Here is an 18,692-nt window from a genome sequence, read left to right as displayed (position 1 = left end):
TTTTATCATTTTAAATCAATGTATTAATAACCGATAGCCGCGCCAGCCGGGCGACGAACGTCATTCGCGCCGTAGAAGTAACCTTCTCGCACTAAACCGGATACTGCGGAGTCATTACCTGAGTTGGCAGGGACAACGCCAGACATGCCTTTTAATCCCACAAGAATCAGCTCAGCCGCGCCCCAAGGGGTTTGCTCAACCATTTTGTAGCCCATTTTTTGCAGCAGGTTCAGACTGTCAGCTGAGACGCCGCGTTGCTCATAGTAGACTTCATCTGGCAACCATTGGTGATGAATGCGCGGAGCGTTAACCGCTTCTTGCGGTGCCATGCCGTAATCAATCACGTTCAGTGCGGTCTGCAAGGTAATGGTGATGATGCGTGAACCGCCTGGAGAGCCCAGAACCATAAAGATTTTACCGTCTTTAGTGATTAAACTCGGGCTCATTGATGATAGTGGGCGCTTACCGGGGGCGATAGCATTACGTGTGCCTTGCACCAATCCATACAGATTTTTTTCACCGACTTTGGTGGTGAAATCGTCCATTTCGTCATTGAGGAAGAAGCCGGTGCCCGGTGCAATCACCACTGAACCGAAGCGGCCGTTGACGGTATACGTGGTGGAAACGGCATTCCCGGCTTTATCGACGATAGAATAATGGGTGGTTTCTGGTTTCTCGTGAGGTTCCATTCCGGGCTGAACCTGAGTCGATGGCGTGGCTTTGTCCGCTTCGATTTTCTTACGGATTTCGGCCGCGTAGCTCTTGCTCAGCAAGTGGTCGACAGGGTTATTAATAAAGGCCGGATCGCCTAAGAAGGTATTGCGGTCCATATAGGCGTGGCGCATTGCTTCGGTCATATAGTGAATCGAGGCTGCCGAGTTAAAGCCCATGCTTTTTAGGTCGTAACCTTCAAGGATATTGAGTATTTCGCACATGGTCACGCCACCTGAGCTTGGCGGCGGTGATGAGACAAATTTATACCCGCGGTAGCTACAGGTAATAGGTGCGGTTTCAGTGACTTTATAGTTGGCAAAGTCTGCGGCGGTTAAAATACCGCCGCCTTTTTTCGCCGCCGCTTCAACCGCCGCTGGAATTTTACCTTTATAGAAAGCATCTGGGCCGCGTCGGGAGATAGCTTCTAAGGTATTGGCCAAATCTTTTTGCACTAATTTGTCGCCCGGCTGTAGTGCACTGCCGTCTTTACGCAGGAAAATACGTGCCGCTTCTGGATCTTCTTTAAAACGTTTTACCGTAGTATCAAGAATGTCGGTGTCGGCGCGAGTCAGCACAAATCCCTGACGAGCCAATCTGATTGCCGGTGCCATTACCTGCTGGCGAGTTAGCTTACCGTATTCGTGTTGCACGGTATCAAGTCCCAACACTGTACCTGGTACGCCAGCGGCCAGATAACCGTACAGGCTCGCGCCTTTTTTAACATTACCATCGGCGTCTAGGTACATATTGGCGCTGGCCGCCGCCGGGGCGATTTCACGGAAGTTGATAAACGTATCGCGACCGTCCGCCAAGTGGATAGTCATAAAACCACCGCCGCCGATATTGCCGCAACATGGGTTCACGACCGCCTGTGCGTAGCCAACAGCCACGGCGGCATCGATAGCGTTGCCGCCCATTTTTAAAATATCAACGCCGACCTGAGAGGCCAGATATTGCGAGGTAACGACCATACCATTTTTGGCTTCCACCGCCGGTTCTGAAGCGGCGTGAAGTGAAAAACTGACTAATAAAGCCAGTGAGCTTAATGGTTTTTTCCAGTGGTTTAATAACATGAAAACTCCTGTAGATACCCTGTCTATGTTGTTTCAGAGCCTAGAGACTCTTATCTGATATTGCGTTTTGAGGTCAGTTTCTACGCTATTTATCGTGAATACTGCAAGACAATGTCATGCAATGCTTAGGCCAGAAATAGATAAATAGTGGAAGGAAAAGAAACTTAACCCATTGAGAGTATGCGAAAATTAGCGGGAGTGAACAGAGGAAAATACAGGAAAGCGATCTGGGGCATAAAAACCGAACAAAATGCATAAAAAAAACCGGCCAGCAAGGCTGACCGGTTCTTACCGAAGGCTAAAAAACTATTACAGGTTTTTAGCGTTTTCAGTCAGGTATGCAGCAACGCCGTCTGGTGACGCGCCCATGCCTTTTTTACCTTTTTCCCACTGAGCTGGGCACACTTCGCCGTGCTCTTCGTGGAATTGCAGCGCGTCAACCATACGCAGCATTTCGTCGATGTTACGGCCCAATGGCAGGTCGTTAACAACCTGATGGCGAACAACACCTTCTTTGTCGATCAGGAAAGAACCACGCAGTGCAACGCCTGCATCTGGGTGCTCGATGCCATAAGCTTTTTGAATTTCACGCTTAATGTCAGCAACCATTGCATATTTAACCTGGCCGATACCGCCTTTTTCGATTGGGGTATTACGCCATGCGTTGTGTACGAATTCTGAGTCAAAAGACACACCAACGATTTCCACGCCTTTGCTCTTGAACTCTTCATAACGGTGATCGAAAGCGATCAGCTCAGAAGGGCACACGAAGGTGAAATCCATTGGCCAGAAGAAAACAACGGTAGTTTTGCCGCTGGTGTGTTTTTTAAAGTTGAAGTTTTCAACAATTTCGCCGTTGCCAAGTACAGCAGCTGCGGTGAAATCTGGGGCCGGACGAGTTACCAGAACCATGAGAGCTCCTTATTATCGTTGGTAAGAAAAGACAATAGATCTGCGGCTAGTATAGGCTCAAGTCGCAGGTGAATAAACCCGATTAGACCAATCGATCGGATAGTAACGAACTATCAGGCGAAGATCTCATCTGTCATCTAAATTTCATGAATCTTTGCCTGATGCATCATGTTGGGATAAAACTGCCAAAACAATGCTTCGAGTGCGTCATAGTTGTTTTCAACATCAGCAAACGAATCAGCGAGCGCGGCTAATCTAGGGCGACGTTGCGCCATCCCGTTAAGTACTCTGCCGATAAATGGCAACTCAGCGTAGCGTTCCATCCAGCGTTCTGACCATAAATAACGATTCATATTACGAAATCGTTCAGGCATATCGGGCAGATGAGGCGTGATGTCATTGGCACTCAGCTGCAAGAAATCTTTCAGGGCGATGTGGGGTTCGATTTGGTCCCAATTCAGCGACAAAAAGTGATCCCAAACTACATCAAGTGTAATGGCTGACACGCGTCGATATTCTGGGCGAAACAGACGCTGCGCCTGTTTCACCTCTGGCAGGCTGTCAGTCATGCTGTCTACCCGGCGATGCATACGAATGCCGCTAACGATATGTGGCGGATAAAGCTCGTCAGGGTTACCGCGAACAAAATCCGCCAGTAGGTTACCCAGCAATGAGCTATCGGCCAATTTGGCCAAATGGAGGTGCGCGAGAAAATTCATTTCGCCAGTATAAACTAATCTGCTCGAATTCTAAGAACATCAATGTGCGAATTACGTCACTTGGGCGAAAGATTGCCGCTGAAAACTTGCAGGTAATGCCCTGTGGCTCTAGACTAGGCCGCCAATTATTTAAGGTATATATCCATCGCTCATTGACGTTCTGCGCATTGCAGCCTGTCTAAGCGGCTAGGTATATGGCTACCGTTATAATTTATTGTTGTTAAGTGGAAGTGGAAAGCTATGCGCGTTGCCGATTTTTCGTTTGAACTCCCCGAGTCCCTGATTGCTCACTACCCGCAGGCGCAGCGCAGCGGATGTCGTTTACTGTCTCTGGATGGCCCAACGGGCGCGTTGACGCATGGCGTTTTCACTGACGTGTTGGACAAGATTCAGGCCGGCGATCTGCTGGTATTCAATAATACCCGTGTTATTCCTGCGCGAGTGTTTGGTCGCAAAGTCAGCGGCGGCAAAATTGAAGTGTTGGTTGAGCGTGTTCTCGATTCGCATCGTATTCTTGCCCATGTCCGTGCGTCTAAATCGCCGAAACCAGGCGCGGAGTTGTTGCTGGGGGATAACGAAAATATCAAAGCTACTATGCTGGCACGCCACGATACGTTATTCGAATTGGAATTTAACGAAGATCGCGATGTCTTTACTCTGCTTGATGAAATCGGCCATATGCCGCTGCCTCCTTATATAGACCGTCCCGATGAAGATGCAGACCGCGAGCTGTATCAGACGGTTTACAGCGAGCGTTTGGGCGCGGTAGCAGCACCTACCGCTGGCTTGCACTTCGACCAGCCGTTGATGGATGCCTTGAAAGAGAAGGGCGTTGAGTTAGCGTTTGTCACGCTGCATGTTGGCGCGGGAACATTCCAGCCAGTGCGCGTGGATACTATCGAAGAGCATGTGATGCATGCTGAATATGCAGAAGTGCCGCAAAGCGTGGTTGATGCGGTATTGGCGTGTAAAGCGCGTGGCAACCGGGTGATTGCAGTGGGTACCACGTCAGTACGTTCATTGGAAAGTGCGGCGAAAGCGGCACAGGATGCGTTGATCGCGCCATTTATGGACGACACCAGCATCTTTATTTACCCAGGCTATCAATATCAGATTGTTGATACCTTGATTACTAATTTCCACCTGCCAGAGTCTACCCTGATCATGCTGGTATCGGCGTTTGCTGGGTATAAAAATACCATGAACGCCTATCATCAGGCGGTTGCCGAGCAGTACCGATTCTTTAGTTATGGTGATGCGATGTTCATCAACCGTAACCCGCTGGCTCCACAAGAAGTGGTCGGTCAGTAATTTCTGGCCGGTGCGCATAACTTGCACGCCGGCTTATTTCTTCCGGGCAGTAACGCCACGGAATCACTTCATCGGACTGTTTTTCCGGTGTTGAAAACTCAGTTATTTTACCTTTTGATGGCTTGGTAACACCTTTGCGTTTTTGGGGAGACTGATGACACCCTTCCTGTTTTTAAGTTATTGATTAACATGTTTTTATTTTAAGTTTATTGTTTTTAATGTCTTATCAACAATAAGCATGTTATTTATTTTTCATTAAAAAGAATAAAAAGCATGAGAATAATTATCCTCATGCTTTATGTTTAGTTTTTCAGAATAAATTTCTTTTCAAAGAAATGCCATGATAAAGAAGACATCACTAACGTCATCGATAAAATGATAACTAAGGCTTGAGAATGGCTAAGCCATTCGATTTTTTTTATTGATAGCAGTATTGGCAAGTGCCATAGGTAAATCCCATATGATATTGTACCTAAATAATAAAAAGGTGATAATACTAACTTGATATACTTAGGTGCTTTTATAGTACACAGGAATAGAAGGATTGTTGCTGCAGATATAGCAATTGCTGTTCTGAAAAATACAACCATATATGGGTATTGCCAGAATGAGGCGTATTTGAAATATACAGAGAAAGATAGGTAGCATATTACAATAGAGGCAATAAGCAATATGATCTTAGAAGCATATTTATAAGAAAGAATTTTTGCACCGATTTCTGATGTTACTAGTCTTGCCAACAAAATACCTGCCGCAAACTCATCCAGCATACCTGGTAACTGGGTAGATGATACAAATAACTTGAAAACACCAAGAGGTTGAGATAAATCAACAAGGCTGAATGCTGCAAATCTCCATGAATAAGAGATTAATAATGCGGTACCCGCTAGAACCCACCATTTAACATTTTTAAGCCATTGTGCAGTCAAGGCAATAAGTATATAAAATTGCATTTCTGCACCTAATGACCAGTTACTCCCATTTATGGCTCCATGATAATCATAGTTAGTATTATGAATAAATAATAAATGTGAAACTAGATTAGTGAAGAAATGGTTAAATATTACTGTTGGAGAAATAAAGGCTATGAAAATAAAGAGTGTCAGGTAGTGTAATGGAACGATTCGTCTTACCCTTCTTGAAAGGAATTCTCTTTTAAAATGATGGCTACCATTTTTATTAATCTGATTAAATGCCGATAGTGAAATTACAAATCCAGAAATAACAAAGAATAGGTCTACTCCCATCCATCCATATCTGAACCAAGATAAAATACCTGTTGTAGGAAACTCCTTCCAATTCATGTGTTCTATAACGTGGTATACAACGACTGATATTGCAGCAAATCCCCTAAGAATATCAATAGAATCAAATTGATGCTTGATCTTTGCAACTGCTTCGCTCATGTAGTCAGTCCGATGAGTAGTTATATGGATATTTAGTCAAATCTTTAGTGTTTGTATCAAAAGTTGCCTGATAACAAATAAAGAGGGACGATAATACACTACCTTCAGTAGATAACTATAAATAGTTGTCTGGCGAATCACGAAACCTGTTTCACAGAACCATCGGGCTGACGCGTTTTTATCAAAATGAACCATAAAATAGACAAAAATATGTTGGCTCAAAATGCATGTCTGTTCGGCTTACTTGCTTGTGCCAAAGCTTTCATGGTTGTTAGAATGCGCTACTTTTTATAATGCATCGGACTGTTTTTCCGGTGTTGGAGGCTATGTGAAGTACGAATTATCTACTACCGATGGCCGCGCACGTCGCGGTCGCTTGGTTTTTGAGCGTGGTGTGGTTGAAACCCCGGCATTTATGCCTGTTGGTACTTACGGTACCGTTAAAGGGATGACGCCTGAAGAAGTTAAAGAGACTGGCGCGCAGATCCTACTGGGTAACACCTTCCACCTTTGGCTGCGTCCGGGGCAAGAGATCATGAAGTTGCACGGCGACTTACATGATTTCATGAACTGGCCGGGCCCAATCCTGACTGACTCAGGCGGCTTCCAGGTCTTCAGCCTTGGCGCGATGCGCAAGATTAAAGAAGAAGGCGTTCATTTCCGTAACCCAATTAACGGCGATCCTGTATTCCTCAGCCCAGAAAAATCGATGGAGATCCAGCACGATTTAGGATCAGACATCGTGATGATCTTTGATGAATGTACGCCATATCCTGCTGACTGGGACTATGCTAAACGTTCGATGGAAATGTCACTGCGTTGGGCGAAACGCAGCCGTGACCGTTTTGATGAACTCAACAACAAAAATGCGTTGTTCGGGATTATTCAGGGCAGCGTTTACGAAGATTTACGAGATGTATCATTAAAAGGGCTGGTAGAGATCGGCTTTGATGGTTACGCTGTGGGCGGTTTGGCTGTGGGTGAGCCGAAAGAGGATATGCATCGCATTCTCGAGCATGTTTGTCCGCAGATCCCAGAAGATAAACCACGTTATTTGATGGGCGTTGGTAAACCAGAAGACTTGGTTGAAGGCGTACGTCGCGGCGTTGATATGTTTGACTGTGTGATGCCGACCCGCAATGCGCGCAATGGACATCTGTTTGTGACAGACGGTGTGGTGAAAATCCGTAATGCCAAACACAAAGATGATACCTCGACGCTTGATGCAGACTGCGATTGCTACACATGCCGCAATTATAGCCGTGCGTACTTGCATCATCTCGATCGTTGCAATGAAATACTGGGCGCGCGGTTAAACACCATTCATAATCTCCGCTACTACCAACGTTTGATGGCTGGTTTACGCCAGGCTATCGAAGAAGGTAAATTAGAGCTGTTTGTGAAAGATTTCTATGAGCGCAAAGGCAAAGAAGTTCCGCCTTTAAGCTTCTGAGGGCTGGGTTTTCATTAATCATGGTCTTACGTAATCATGATTTTGACCAAGCAATCATGGTGTTAAAGAAGTCATTTTAGTTTTACAGCGTAATCTGCGGATTACGCTAAAGTCACTGTGTTTTATCGCCTGTACTTTTACAGACGTTTTTTTAAACTTTAGTCCCATAACAACAATGAGGGAATTTTAATGAGTCTTTTCATTTCTGATGCCGTCGCTGCAACAGGCGCTCCGTCACAGGGAAGTCCTTACTCTCTGGTTATCATGCTGGTGGTATTTGGCCTGATTTTCTATTTCATGATCCTGCGCCCACAGCAAAAGCGTTCTAAAGAACACAAAAAACTGATGGATTCTATCGGTAAAGGTGACGAAGTGATGACCACCGGTGGTCTGATCGGTCGCGTGAGCAAAGTTGCTGAAACGGGTTATGTGGTAATTGCGCTCAATGACACCACTGAAGTGATGATCAAGCGTGACTTCGTGGCTGCCGTTCTGCCGAAAGGTACGATGAAGGCGCTTTAATTTTTGATTTTCCCGAAGGGAACTGCCGTGTTAAACCGTTATCCTTTGTGGAAGTATCTGATGCTGATCGCTGTGATCATCATCGGTCTGCTTTATGCGCTTCCCAACCTTTATGGTGAGGATCCGGCTGTTCAAATATCTGGCGCTCGGGGATCCGACGCCAGTGTTGCAACGCTGGACCAAGTCAGAGATGTACTAAATCAAGATAAAATCGAAAGCAAATCAATTGCGCTAGAAAACGGCTCAATTCTTGCTCGATTCAAGGACACTGACGTTCAGCTTCGCGCACGCGATGCCATCACTGGCGCGCTGGGCGACAAATTTGTTGTGGCACTTAACCTGGCACCGGCTACGCCGACCTGGTTAAGCATGCTGGGCGCTGAGCCAATGAAGCTGGGCCTCGATTTGCGAGGCGGCGTGCACTTCCTGATGGAAGTTGACATGGATACGGCACTTGGCAAATTGCAAGAACAGACCATGGATAACATGCGTTCTGATCTGCGTGACCAGAAAATCCCTTACGCAACAGTAAGTAAGCTCCCGAACTATGGCGTTCAGGTTCGCTTCCGTGATGCTGCGACCCGCGATCAGGCTTCAAATTATCTTTCTCCTCGTCATCGTGATTTGGTGTTTACCAACAATGGTGATAACGCACTGAATGTGGTGATGTCTGATGCCCGTCTGAGCGAAGCGAAAGAGTATGCGGTTCAGCAAAACATCAACATCCTGCGTAACCGTGTGAACCAGCTTGGCGTTGCTGAGCCATTGGTACAGCGTCAGGGTTCTGACCGTATTGTGGTTGAGCTACCGGGTATTCAAGATACTGCTCGCGCCAAAGAAATCTTGGGTGCAACAGCGACTTTGGAATTCCGTTTGGTGAATACCAATGTTGATGCCAGCGCCGCTGCTTCTGGCCGTGTACCTGGCGACAGCGAAGTGAAATACACGCGTGATGGACGTCCGATCGTTCTTTATAAGCGTGTCATCCTGACTGGCGACCATATTACCGATTCAACCTCCAGCATGGATGAGTACAACCAGCCGCAGGTTAATATCTCCCTCGATAGCGCGGGCGGTAATAGCATGTCTAACTTCACCAAGGACAATATCGGTAAACCGATGGCGACCCTGTTTGTGGAGTATAAAGACAGCGGTAAGAAAGATGCCAAGGGTCGTGCAATTCTGGCTAAGCAGGAAGAAGTGATCAACGTGGCAACTATTCAGTCACGCTTGGCGAACAGCTTCCGTATTACCGGTGTTAATGATCCAAACGAAGCTCGCCAGCTCTCCTTACTGCTGCGTGCAGGTGCCTTGATCGCGCCAATTCAGATTGTTGAAGAACGTACGATTGGGCCGACAATGGGTGCACAAAACATCACCCAAGGTCTGGAAGCTTGTCTGTGGGGCTTGCTAGTGTCGATCCTATTTATGGTGGTCTACTACCGTAAATTTGGTGTGATTGCGACCACTGCGCTTATCGTCAACCTGGTGCTGATTGTGGGGATTATGTCCTTGCTGCCAGGCGCCACACTGACGATGCCAGGTATTGCAGGTATCGTATTGACACTGGCGGTAGCAGTTGATGCTAACGTACTGATTAATGAACGTATCAAGGAAGAGCTGCGCAATGGGCGTTCCATTCAGCAGTCGATCCATGAAGGCTATAAAGGCGCGTTCTCAAGTATCGTCGATGCCAACATTACTACCCTGATCACGGCAATTATTCTTTATGCGGTAGGGACCGGTTCGATTAAAGGCTTTGCGATCACCACCATGATTGGTGTGGCGACCTCAATGTTTACCTCGATCGTGGGTACCCGTGCCATCGTCAACCTGGTTTACGGCGGCAAACGCGTTAAAAAGCTGTCTATCTGAGGAGTGCGTTGTGGCACAGCAAGAATATAGTGTTGAACAACTGAACTACGGCCGTAAAGTTTATGACTTTATGCGCTGGGACAACGTGGCATTTTGTATCTCTGTCCTGTTGTTAATCGCATCTGTTGTGATTATGGGGGTTCGCGGGTTCAACTGGGGTCTGGATTTTACCGGTGGTACGGTGATTGAAATCACCCTGACACAACCGGCCAACCTCGATGATATGCGTAACGCGATTGATAAAGCCGGATTCCATGATCCGGTAGTACAGAACTTCGGTAGCGCACGCGATGTCGTGGTGCGTTTACCGCCTGCATCAAGCAATGCAGCGGGCCAGGAGTTAGGTGCTAAAGTGATCAATCTGATTAACGCCGATATCGACAAAAGCGCCACGGTAAAACGTGTCGAATTTGTTGGGCCGAGTGTCGGGAGTGATTTGGCGCAAGCGGGTGCGATGGCACTGCTGATTGCGTTGATTTCTATCCTGATTTACGTCGGCTTCCGTTTTGAATGGCGTTTGGCGCTGGGCGTGGTTATCGCGCTAGCGGTAGACGTTATCTTGACGATGGGCGTGTTATCGCTGTTCAAGATTGAAGTTGACCTGACCATTATCGCTTCTTTGATGTCGGTAATCGGTTACTCGCTGAATGACCATATTGTGGTTTCGGACCGTATTCGTGAAAACTTCCGCAAGATCCGTCGCGGAACGCCTTACGAAATTATGAACGTGTCCCTGACGCAAACCCTGAGCCGTACCATCATGACCTCGGCAACGACGCTGATGGTGGTATTGATGCTGTTCATCTTCGGTGGCGCGTTGCTTAAAGGCTTCTCTCTGACGATGCTGATCGGGGTGTCAATCGGTACGATTTCATCTATCTATGTTGCGTCGGCTCTGGCCCTAAAACTGGGTATGAGACGCGAACATATGCTGCAGCAGAAAGTTGAGAAAGAAGGGGCCGATCAGCCTTCGCTTCTGCCTTAATCTGCTTTATAGATATGAAAAAATAAAATGGCCTCAATTGAGGCCATTTTTTTGTTTAAATTTCGGCGGAACATCAATTTAGTGCACGATATTGTTATTGCGCAGTAGCTTGCCCTGAAGCAACCGCAGGGCTTGTCGTTGCGTTAACCGGTTGCCCATTAATAGGCTGTACATTGTGCAAACGGATGAAACCCAACATTTCAGGGGCAATGTGTGCTAAATGAATTTCCAGCGTTTGCGTTGCGCTTGGCAGTAAATCTGCGGTCACGGTAATGGTTTGTGTTTGCATATCCGCAGTGAGCGGCTTACCCGTTACCGGGTCAACCTGGCCCCAATCTAGTTGTGCAGTAAAGACGGGCAGATTTCTGCCCGAGGTTTCTTGAGCCGTTAATATTCCGGTGCTGCCCGTTTCAAAAGCGCCGATTTTACTGATGCTAAAGCTGATATTACCGAAATCAGTTTTTAGCAGCGCTGGCGTATTGGCAGCAGGGAGCAAATAGATGCCGCCAGCCGATTGGCGATTGAGCGTCGCCTGTTGTTCAAGTGCGGTTGCGACATCGGTCAAGCGCTGTAATTTCTGGTTCAATTGGGTAATTTCGCTCTTCAGCTTGGGAAGTTCCGGGTTCTGCTGCGCGCAGCCAGCTAGGCTCAGTAGTGCTGAAGCGGCGAAAAGAGCGCGAAAATTTAAGAGCATGATGGTTGTTCCTTATCGGGAGCCAAATATTATTACTTGAATTTAAGATAGCGTAATCGGTGATTATAGGGGATAGATTGTAAACAGTTAGTGCCAAAATTTATCTGAATAATCAGTCAATTTCGCGCCGGTCTTTGTTGTCCGCTCACTTCGGGGTAAACTAGGCTTCAGTTTTCGCCCCAAGCAGGAAGTGCTATGCATTGCCCATTTTGTGCCGCTGTTGATACCAAAGTAATCGACTCCCGACTAGTGGGGGATGGATCGCAAGTTCGCCGTCGCCGCCAATGTCTGGTTTGCCACGAACGTTTTACAACTTTTGAAATCGCGGAGCTTGTGATGCCACGCGTCATCAAAAGTAATGAAGTGCGTGAACCTTTCAATGAAGACAAGCTGCGCGGTGGTTTCCTCAAAGCATTAGAAAAACGTCCGGTGAGTTCTGACGACGTGGAAACGGCGATTAACCATATTAAATCCCAGTTGCGTGCCACCGGTGAACGCGAAGTCCCGGCAAAAATGATTGGCAATCTGGTGATGGATGCGTTGAAAAAGCTCGATAAAGTGGCCTATATCCGTTTTGCCTCGGTTTATCGCAGTTTTGAAGATATTCGCGAATTCGGCGAAGAGATTGCTCGTCTGCAAGATTAAGCGTTAATAGCTGATACCAATGATAGCGGGTGAAGAGACGATAATGGGTGATGAATTCTATATGGCACGCGCCTTTGAGTTGGCGCGTCTGGGGCGTTTTACCACAACCCCAAACCCGAATGTAGGGTGTGTTATTGTTCGTGATGGCGAAATTGTCGGCGAAGGATATCATTTCCGCGCTGGCGAACCTCATGCTGAAGTTCACGCATTACGTATGGCCGGAGAGCGAGCTAAAGGCGCAACCGCTTATGTGACGCTAGAGCCTTGTAGTCATCACGGCCGCACGCCGCCTTGTGCCGATGCACTATTGGCTGCTGGCATCACTCGCGTAGTGGCTGCGATGCAAGATCCTAATCCTGAAGTCGCTGGCCGTGGTTTATATCGCCTGAAACAAGCAGGGCTTGATGTCAGCCACGGGCTGCTGCACAGCCAGGCGGAAGCCGCTAATCTTGGCTTCTTAAAACGCATGCGTACCGGTTTCCCGTATATTCAGCTGAAAATGGCTGCTTCACTCGATGGACGCACGGCGATGGCCTCGGGCGAAAGCCAGTGGATTACCTCACCTGAAGCGCGTCGTGATGTGCAGCGTTTTCGGGCTGAAAGCTCCGCTATTCTCAGTACCAGTGCCACCGTGCTGGCAGACGATCCCTCTTTAACAGTGCGCTGGGAAGAGTTGGGTGAGGAAACACAGCGTCTTTATCCACTATCTGACCTGCGTCAGCCTCTTCGCGTGATCATTGATAGCCAAAATCGTGTTACGCCTGAACACAAGCTGATCCATCAGACGGGGCAAACACTTCTCGCCCGCTTGCAAGAAGACAGCCAACACTGGCCTGAAAATGTTGAACAGATGACCGTTTCTGCCAAAGAAGGCCAGTTGGATCTGGTGATGCTGATGATGCAATTGGCTAAGCGCAATGTGAACAGCCTATGGGTTGAAGCTGGAGCCGGGTTGGCCGGGGCATTGTTGCAAGCAGGGTTAGTTGATGAGTTGATCGTTTATATGGCACCAAAGTTGTTAGGGGAGAGTGGTCGTCCACTTTGCCTATTGCCAGGTTTGCAAAATCTGCGTGATGCGCCAGAGTTTGTGATAAACGACGTGCGTCAGGTCGGCCCCGATTTACGTTTGCGCCTCAAACAGCGCCAATAGAATTGATACAGGTCGATGGAGAATTGCTGAACCCATCGACTCTTCGATAAACGAGTATGCTAGTACATGAATGATTTACACAATCGCATGTCCCGGCAGTGTAATAATGTGATAGAATCCGGCCCCCTGCGGCTAGGGTTACCAAGTAATTGAATCCAATTAAAGGAAAGACAATGAACGTTATTGAAGGTGTTGTAGCTACGCCAAGCGCTAAAGTCGCAATCGCAATCGCGCGTTTTAATAATTTCATCAACGATAGCCTGCTCTCTGGTGCTGTCGATGCCTTGAAACGTATCGGTCAAGTTGCTGATGACAACATCACTGTTGTCTGGGTTCCAGGTGCTTATGAATTGCCATTGGCAACTCGCGCACTGGCTAACAGCAAAAAATACGATGCGGTTATTGCTTTGGGAACCGTTATTCGTGGGGGCACAGCCCATTTTGAATTCGTTGCTGGTGAATGTAGCTCTGGCCTGTCCAGCGTTGCAATGAACAGCGATATCCCGGTTGCGTTTGGTGTGCTGACTACTGAAAGTATTGAGCAAGCAATTGAGCGTGCAGGGACGAAAGCCGGTAATAAAGGTGCAGAAGCTGCCCTGACCGCGCTGGAAATGATTAATGTTATCAAGGCTATTAAGGCCTGAATCTAGTTAAGGGGAAATCCGTGAAACCTGCTGCTCGTCGCCGCGCCCGTGAATGTGCCGTTCAGGCGCTTTATTCTTGGCAGTTGTCGAAAAACGACATTGCCGATGTTGAATTAGAATTCCTGACCGAGCAGGATGTCAAAGACGTCGACATTACCTATTTCCGTGAGTTGCTGAGCGGCGTGGCCAACAGCGCAGAAAAACTCGATGCGCTGATGGCACCTTATCTTTCTCGTCAACTGGAAGAACTGGGTCAGGTAGAAAGAGCGATTTTGCGTCTGGCGTTGTTCGAACTGAGCAAGCGCCAAGACGTCCCTTACAAAGTGGCGATCAACGAAGCTATCGAACTTGCTAAAATCTTTGGTGCAGAAGATAGCCACAAGTTTGTTAACGGCGTGCTGGACAAAGCTGGTCCACACATCCGTACTAAGAAGTAAGTTACAGCATCATCAAGAAAAGCATGTTGGTCATCTTTTCAAATAGCGTTTGTAACACCCAAGGCGATATCACATCGCCTGACCAAAGGGATGACCAACCATGTTTAAGGCCGGATATCCGGCCTTAAATCATTCTGTTGATTCTATACCCGATAAACTTTAAGCCGTTGGCGACTTGAAGTGTGGAGGGTATAAAACGTTTTATTCGGAAAACATACTATGGCATGCGGCGAATTTGATTTAATAGCTCGCTACTTCAACCGGTATAGAACCGCTCGCCAGGACGTGCAGTTAGGCATCGGCGATGATTGTGCCCTATTGACCGTATCGGAAAAGCAGCTATTGGCAGTCAGTACCGATACCCTGGTAGAAGGTATACATTTTCTTAAAACCATCTCTCCTAAAGACCTCGGTTATAAAGCCCTCGCAGTAAATTTGAGTGACCTGGCTGCAATGGGTGCCGATCCCGCTTGGGTATCGTTGGCGTTAACCTTGCCAGAAGTGAACACCGACTGGCTAGAAGCATTCAGCGATAGTCTGTTTGAGCAGCTTGATTACTACGGTATGCAGCTAATTGGTGGCGATACGACGCGTGGCCCATTGAGTATGACGCTGACGATTCAAGGCTTGATCCCGATGGGGCGCGCGTTAACTCGTGGAGGTGCTAAAGTTGGTGACTGGATTTTTGTCACCGGTACCTTGGGGGACAGCGCCGCTGGCCTGGCTATTTTGCTCGACAAGTTGCAGGTAGAGAATACTGCTGACAGAGAATGGTTATTGCAACGGCATTTACGTCCTCAACCTCGCGTATTACAAGGGCAGGGATTGCGTGATTTAGCCAGCTCCGCCATTGATATCTCTGATGGTCTGGTTTCTGACTTGAAACATGTGCTCAAAGCCAGCGATTGTGGCGCCAGAATAGATCTCGATCAATTACCGTATTCTGAGGCGCTGCTGCGCCACGTCGATGCTGAACAAGCGCTGAAATGGGCGCTTGCCGGGGGCGAAGATTACGAACTGTGCTTTACGGTGCCAGAAATTAATCGCGGCGCGTTAGAGATAGCGCTGAGTCATTATGGTGTTGCTTTCACCTGTATTGGGCAAATTGCCCCTCTGTCTGAAGGTATCAAGTTTGTACGTTCTGGCGAAGTGGTCACGCTTGATTTACAAGGGTTTGATCATTTCTCTACGGCGACAATTTAAAAGATAATGCTTATAAAAAGGGGCTGAACAGTGATGTTCAGCCCCTTTTTTATCTTTACTGCCGACAGGTCAATATTCCTCTCTAATGTGGCGAGAGGAAGATATGTTTAGGCGAGCCATTCATTGATTTGGTGTTCAATCCCCGGTGCATCCAGACCGATATCGTTGCGCGCTTCTTCTTGTGTACCTTGCGGGATGAAGAAATCAGGCAGACCAATATTCAACACCGGTACCATCAGGCGTTTTGCCATCAACACTTCATTCACACCGCTGCCCGCGCCGCCCATAATGGCGTTTTCTTCTATCGTCACTAAGGCCTCATGACTGGCAGCAAGTTCGAGAATCAAGGCGTCATCCAGTGGTTTCACAAAGCGCATATCAACCAGCGTCGCATCGAGATTAGCAGCCACTTTTTGCGCGTCAGCTAATAGTGTGCCGAAGTTAAGAATGGCGATTTTTTTCCCTTCGCGCTTAACGACACCTTTGCCAATTGGCAGAGAGGCCAGCGGCTCGCAGGTCGCTCCGGTGCCGGTTCCGCGTGGGTAACGCACCGCGACTGGCCCTTGCTGATGGTGATAGCCAGTATGCAGCATTTGGCGGCACTCATTTTCATCACTTGGCGTCATGATCACCATATTAGGGATACAGCGCAGGAAGGATAAATCGAAAGCACCTTGGTGCGTTTGCCCGTCAGCGCCGACAATGCCGCCGCGATCGATGGCAAACAGTACCGGAAGATTTTGGATCGCCACATCGTGGATCACCTGATCATAAGCACGCTGCAAGAAGGTTGAGTAAATAGCCACAATCGGCTTATAGCCACCAATCGCCAAACCTGCCGCAAAGGTTACGGCGTGTTGCTCAGCAATAGCTACGTCAAAATACTGTTGCGGATACTCTTTCGAGAATCGAACCATCCCCGAGCCTTCACGCATTGCCGGGGTAACGGCCATCAGCTTGTCATCTTGAGCGGCGGCTTCACACAGCCAGTCGCCAAACACTTTTGAATATGTTGGCAGACCTTCTTTGCTTTTTGGCAAGGTGCCGCTCGCCGGATCGAATTTTGGTACCGCATGCCAGCTGATCGGATCTTGTTCGGCAGGGGCGTAACCTTTGCCTTTTTTGGTCATGATATGCAGCAACTGTGGGCCTTTTAGCTCACGCATGTTTTTCAGCGTTTGCGCCAGTGCCACCACATCGTGCCCATCAACAGGGCCAATATAATTAAAACCGAGTTCTTCAAACAACGTACCCGGTACGACCATGCCTTTCAGATGTTCTTCAGTGCGGCGTACCAGTTCTTTAATTGGTGGAATACCAGAAAGCACTCGTTTGCCGCCTTCGCGCAACTGTGAGTAGAACTTGCCTGATAGCAGTTGGGCGAGGTGATTGTTCAAGGCACCGACGTTTTCAGAGATAGACATCTCGTTATCGTTGAGCACCACTAGCATATCGGACTTAATATCACCGGCGTGGTTCATGGCTTCAAACGCCATGCCGGCGGTAATCGCACCATCACCAATGACACAGACGGTGCGGCGACCCAGACCTTCACGTTCAGCGGCGACAGCGGCACCTAAGCTTGCGCTAATCGAGGTGGATGAGTGTCCTACTGACAGTACGTCATATTCGCTTTCTTCACGCCATGGGAACGGATGGACGCCGCCTTTTTGGCGAATAGTTGAAATGCGATCGCGGCGACCTGTCAGGATTTTGTGTGGATAGGCTTGATGACCCACATCCCAAATCAAGCGGTCAAACGGCGTGTTGTAGACATAATGCATTGCAACGGTCAGCTCGACAGTGCCTAAGCCAGAGGCAAAGTGTCCGCTTGATTGGCTAACGCTGGACAAAAGATATTGGCGTAACTCATCACAAAGTTTAGGTAAGGTCTCTTTGGGAAGAGAGCGGAGTTCTTCAGGGTTCTCCGCCAGTGCCAGCGTCGGGTATTTGGCTATATCAAGGCTCATCAGTTGCTCATAATTAAGGGGTCAAAGGTCCGTTTACTGCTTACGAACTCAATTATCGCGTTCAATGACAAAACGGGCTAACGCCAGTAACGGTGCTGTGTTATAGGAGTTTGCAGCAAGTTGTTCGAGTGCGGCAACGGCTTCCTGATAAAGATCTTTAGCTTTGGCTTGCGCGCCTTCCAGTCCCAGCAGGGCCGGATAGGTACTTTTGCCAAGCTGCTGGTCTGCTCCCTGACGTTTACCCAGCGTGGCAGTATCACCGATAACATCCAAAATATCGTCCTGAACTTGGAATGCCAGACCGATAGCTTCGGCGTAGCTATCAAGCAGTGGCAGTGCCGCACGACCTTTCTCACCCGCGGCTAGCGCGCCCATACGCACGGCGGCGCGAATCAGAGCACCGGTTTTATGGCGATGGATTTGTTCTAATGCCGCCAGGCTGGCCTGCTGCCCTTCGGCGGCTAAATCTAATGCTTGTCCACCACACATACCAGCAACACCGCTGGCATGGGCGAGTTCTGACACCATCGACAGGCGATCGCCAACGCTGACATCAGGCATATCACTATCAGCTAATATTGAGAAGGCCAAAGTTTGTAGCGCGTCGCCGGCCAGAATAGCATTAGCTTCACCGAATTTGATATGACAGGTTGGCTGGCCGCGACGTAAGTCATCATCATCCATGGCGGGAAGATCGTCATGAATCAATGAATAAGCGTGGATACATTCAACCGCTGCTGCCGGCGCATCAAGATTTGTCGGGGACAAGCCAAAAAGTTCGCCCGTAGCGTAAACCAGATAAGGACGCAGACGTTTACCGCCGAGCAATGCGCCGTGACGCATGGCGCTCACAAGCGGCATATCGGCAAAAGGTAACGCCGAGAGATAACCAGACAGGCGCTCATCAACGTGTTTTTGTAGCCTGCGTAACTCACTATTAAAATTCACAGTAGCGCCCTGTGCTTCAATTTCAGCCATA

Annotated in this window: 17 protein-coding genes; 10 read left to right on the top strand and 7 right to left on the bottom strand. The window is 48.2% G+C overall.

All coding sequences use genetic code 11. The features are described from left to right. Window positions 1-23 precede the first annotated feature (23 nt). From ggt to ACL9RG_RS13350, 3 genes are all read right to left on the bottom strand, one after another. Window positions 24-1,787 carry a gamma-glutamyltransferase gene (gene ggt / locus ACL9RG_RS13360; RefSeq protein WP_422793110.1) on the bottom strand — a complete coding sequence of 588 codons (1,764 nt, stop codon included), beginning with the start codon at window positions 1,785-1,787 and terminating at the stop codon, window positions 24-26. A gap of 309 nt (window positions 1,788-2,096) precedes the next feature. After that, the gene (locus tag ACL9RG_RS13355) at window positions 2,097-2,699 is read right to left on the bottom strand and encodes a peroxiredoxin C (RefSeq protein ID WP_422793109.1); all 603 of its coding nucleotides are present in this window, start codon (window positions 2,697-2,699) and stop codon (window positions 2,097-2,099) included. Between the two features lie 137 nt (window positions 2,700-2,836). Continuing rightward, the gene (locus ACL9RG_RS13350) at window positions 2,837-3,418 is read right to left on the bottom strand and encodes an ACP phosphodiesterase (protein ID WP_422793108.1); all 582 of its coding nucleotides are present in this window, start codon (window positions 3,416-3,418) and stop codon (window positions 2,837-2,839) included. A 240-nt stretch (window positions 3,419-3,658) separates the two neighbouring features. Between ACL9RG_RS13350 and queA the strand changes: the two genes are divergently transcribed. Then, window positions 3,659-4,729 (top strand): tRNA preQ1(34) S-adenosylmethionine ribosyltransferase-isomerase QueA, encoded by a 1,071-nt coding sequence (gene queA, locus ACL9RG_RS13345; protein ID WP_422793107.1) that lies wholly within the window; start codon window positions 3,659-3,661, stop codon window positions 4,727-4,729. Window positions 4,730-5,031: 302 nt separating this feature from the next. Here the strand turns inward: queA and ACL9RG_RS13340 are convergent, their stop codons facing one another. After that, the gene (locus tag ACL9RG_RS13340) at window positions 5,032-6,135 is read right to left on the bottom strand and encodes an acyltransferase family protein (RefSeq protein WP_422793106.1); all 1,104 of its coding nucleotides are present in this window, start codon (window positions 6,133-6,135) and stop codon (window positions 5,032-5,034) included. 328 nt (window positions 6,136-6,463) lie between these two features. Between ACL9RG_RS13340 and tgt the strand changes: the two genes are divergently transcribed. The 4 genes from tgt to secF all read left to right on the top strand — a co-directional run bounded on the left by tgt (window position 6,464) and on the right by secF (window position 10,970). Further along, a complete protein-coding gene (gene tgt, locus ACL9RG_RS13335; protein WP_422793105.1) occupies window positions 6,464-7,588 on the top strand; it encodes a tRNA guanosine(34) transglycosylase Tgt in 1,125 nt (374 codons plus the stop codon). A 189-nt stretch (window positions 7,589-7,777) separates the two neighbouring features. Further along, window positions 7,778-8,110, top strand: a complete 333-nt coding sequence (gene yajC, locus ACL9RG_RS13330; protein WP_017489833.1) for a preprotein translocase subunit YajC — start codon at window positions 7,778-7,780, stop codon at window positions 8,108-8,110. 27 nt (window positions 8,111-8,137) lie between these two features. Then, window positions 8,138-9,985: a protein translocase subunit SecD gene (gene secD / locus ACL9RG_RS13325; protein ID WP_422793104.1), complete on the top strand. Its 1,848-nt coding sequence runs from the start codon at window positions 8,138-8,140 to the stop codon at window positions 9,983-9,985. 70 nt (window positions 9,986-10,055) lie between these two features. After that, complete coding sequence (gene secF / locus ACL9RG_RS13320) at window positions 10,056-10,970, top strand: protein translocase subunit SecF (RefSeq protein ID WP_422793233.1); 915 nt, start codon at window positions 10,056-10,058, stop codon at window positions 10,968-10,970. 94 nt (window positions 10,971-11,064) lie between these two features. On the opposite strand, the gene ACL9RG_RS13315 is transcribed toward secF, so the two are convergent. Further along, window positions 11,065-11,664: a DUF3251 domain-containing protein gene (locus ACL9RG_RS13315; protein WP_422793103.1), complete on the bottom strand. Its 600-nt coding sequence runs from the start codon at window positions 11,662-11,664 to the stop codon at window positions 11,065-11,067. Between the two features lie 195 nt (window positions 11,665-11,859). On the opposite strand from ACL9RG_RS13315, the gene nrdR reads away from it, so the two are divergent. From nrdR to thiL, 5 genes are all read left to right on the top strand, one after another. Next, the gene (nrdR, locus tag ACL9RG_RS13310) at window positions 11,860-12,309 is read left to right on the top strand and encodes a transcriptional regulator NrdR (protein WP_422793102.1); all 450 of its coding nucleotides are present in this window, start codon (window positions 11,860-11,862) and stop codon (window positions 12,307-12,309) included. 40 nt (window positions 12,310-12,349) lie between these two features. Then, complete coding sequence (gene ribD, locus ACL9RG_RS13305) at window positions 12,350-13,459, top strand: bifunctional diaminohydroxyphosphoribosylaminopyrimidine deaminase/5-amino-6-(5-phosphoribosylamino)uracil reductase RibD (RefSeq protein WP_422793232.1); 1,110 nt, start codon at window positions 12,350-12,352, stop codon at window positions 13,457-13,459. A 173-nt stretch (window positions 13,460-13,632) separates the two neighbouring features. Further along, entirely contained in the window at window positions 13,633-14,103 is a 471-nt protein-coding gene (gene ribE / locus ACL9RG_RS13300) for a 6,7-dimethyl-8-ribityllumazine synthase (protein ID WP_422793101.1), read from the top strand. A gap of 20 nt (window positions 14,104-14,123) precedes the next feature. Next, window positions 14,124-14,540, top strand: a complete 417-nt coding sequence (nusB, locus tag ACL9RG_RS13295) for a transcription antitermination factor NusB (RefSeq protein WP_422793100.1) — start codon at window positions 14,124-14,126, stop codon at window positions 14,538-14,540. A 219-nt stretch (window positions 14,541-14,759) separates the two neighbouring features. Beyond that, on the top strand, window positions 14,760-15,743 hold the full coding sequence (thiL, locus tag ACL9RG_RS13290; RefSeq protein WP_422793099.1) for a thiamine-phosphate kinase: 984 nt from the start codon (window positions 14,760-14,762) through the stop codon (window positions 15,741-15,743). A gap of 107 nt (window positions 15,744-15,850) precedes the next feature. Here thiL and dxs read toward each other — a convergent pair whose 3' ends face one another. Then, window positions 15,851-17,713: a 1-deoxy-D-xylulose-5-phosphate synthase gene (gene dxs, locus ACL9RG_RS13285; RefSeq protein ID WP_422793098.1), complete on the bottom strand. Its 1,863-nt coding sequence runs from the start codon at window positions 17,711-17,713 to the stop codon at window positions 15,851-15,853. 48 nt (window positions 17,714-17,761) lie between these two features. Beyond that, window positions 17,762-18,691 (bottom strand): (2E,6E)-farnesyl diphosphate synthase, encoded by a 930-nt coding sequence (gene ispA / locus ACL9RG_RS13280; RefSeq protein ID WP_422793097.1) that lies wholly within the window; start codon window positions 18,689-18,691, stop codon window positions 17,762-17,764. Window position 18,692 lies beyond the last annotated feature (1 nt).

The sequence above is a fragment of the Rouxiella sp. Mn2063 genome, from assembly GCF_049319665.1.
In the GTDB taxonomy this organism is placed as follows: domain Bacteria; phylum Pseudomonadota; class Gammaproteobacteria; order Enterobacterales; family Enterobacteriaceae; genus JBMOUD01.
This window is presented reverse-complemented; position numbering and strand designations above follow the sequence as displayed.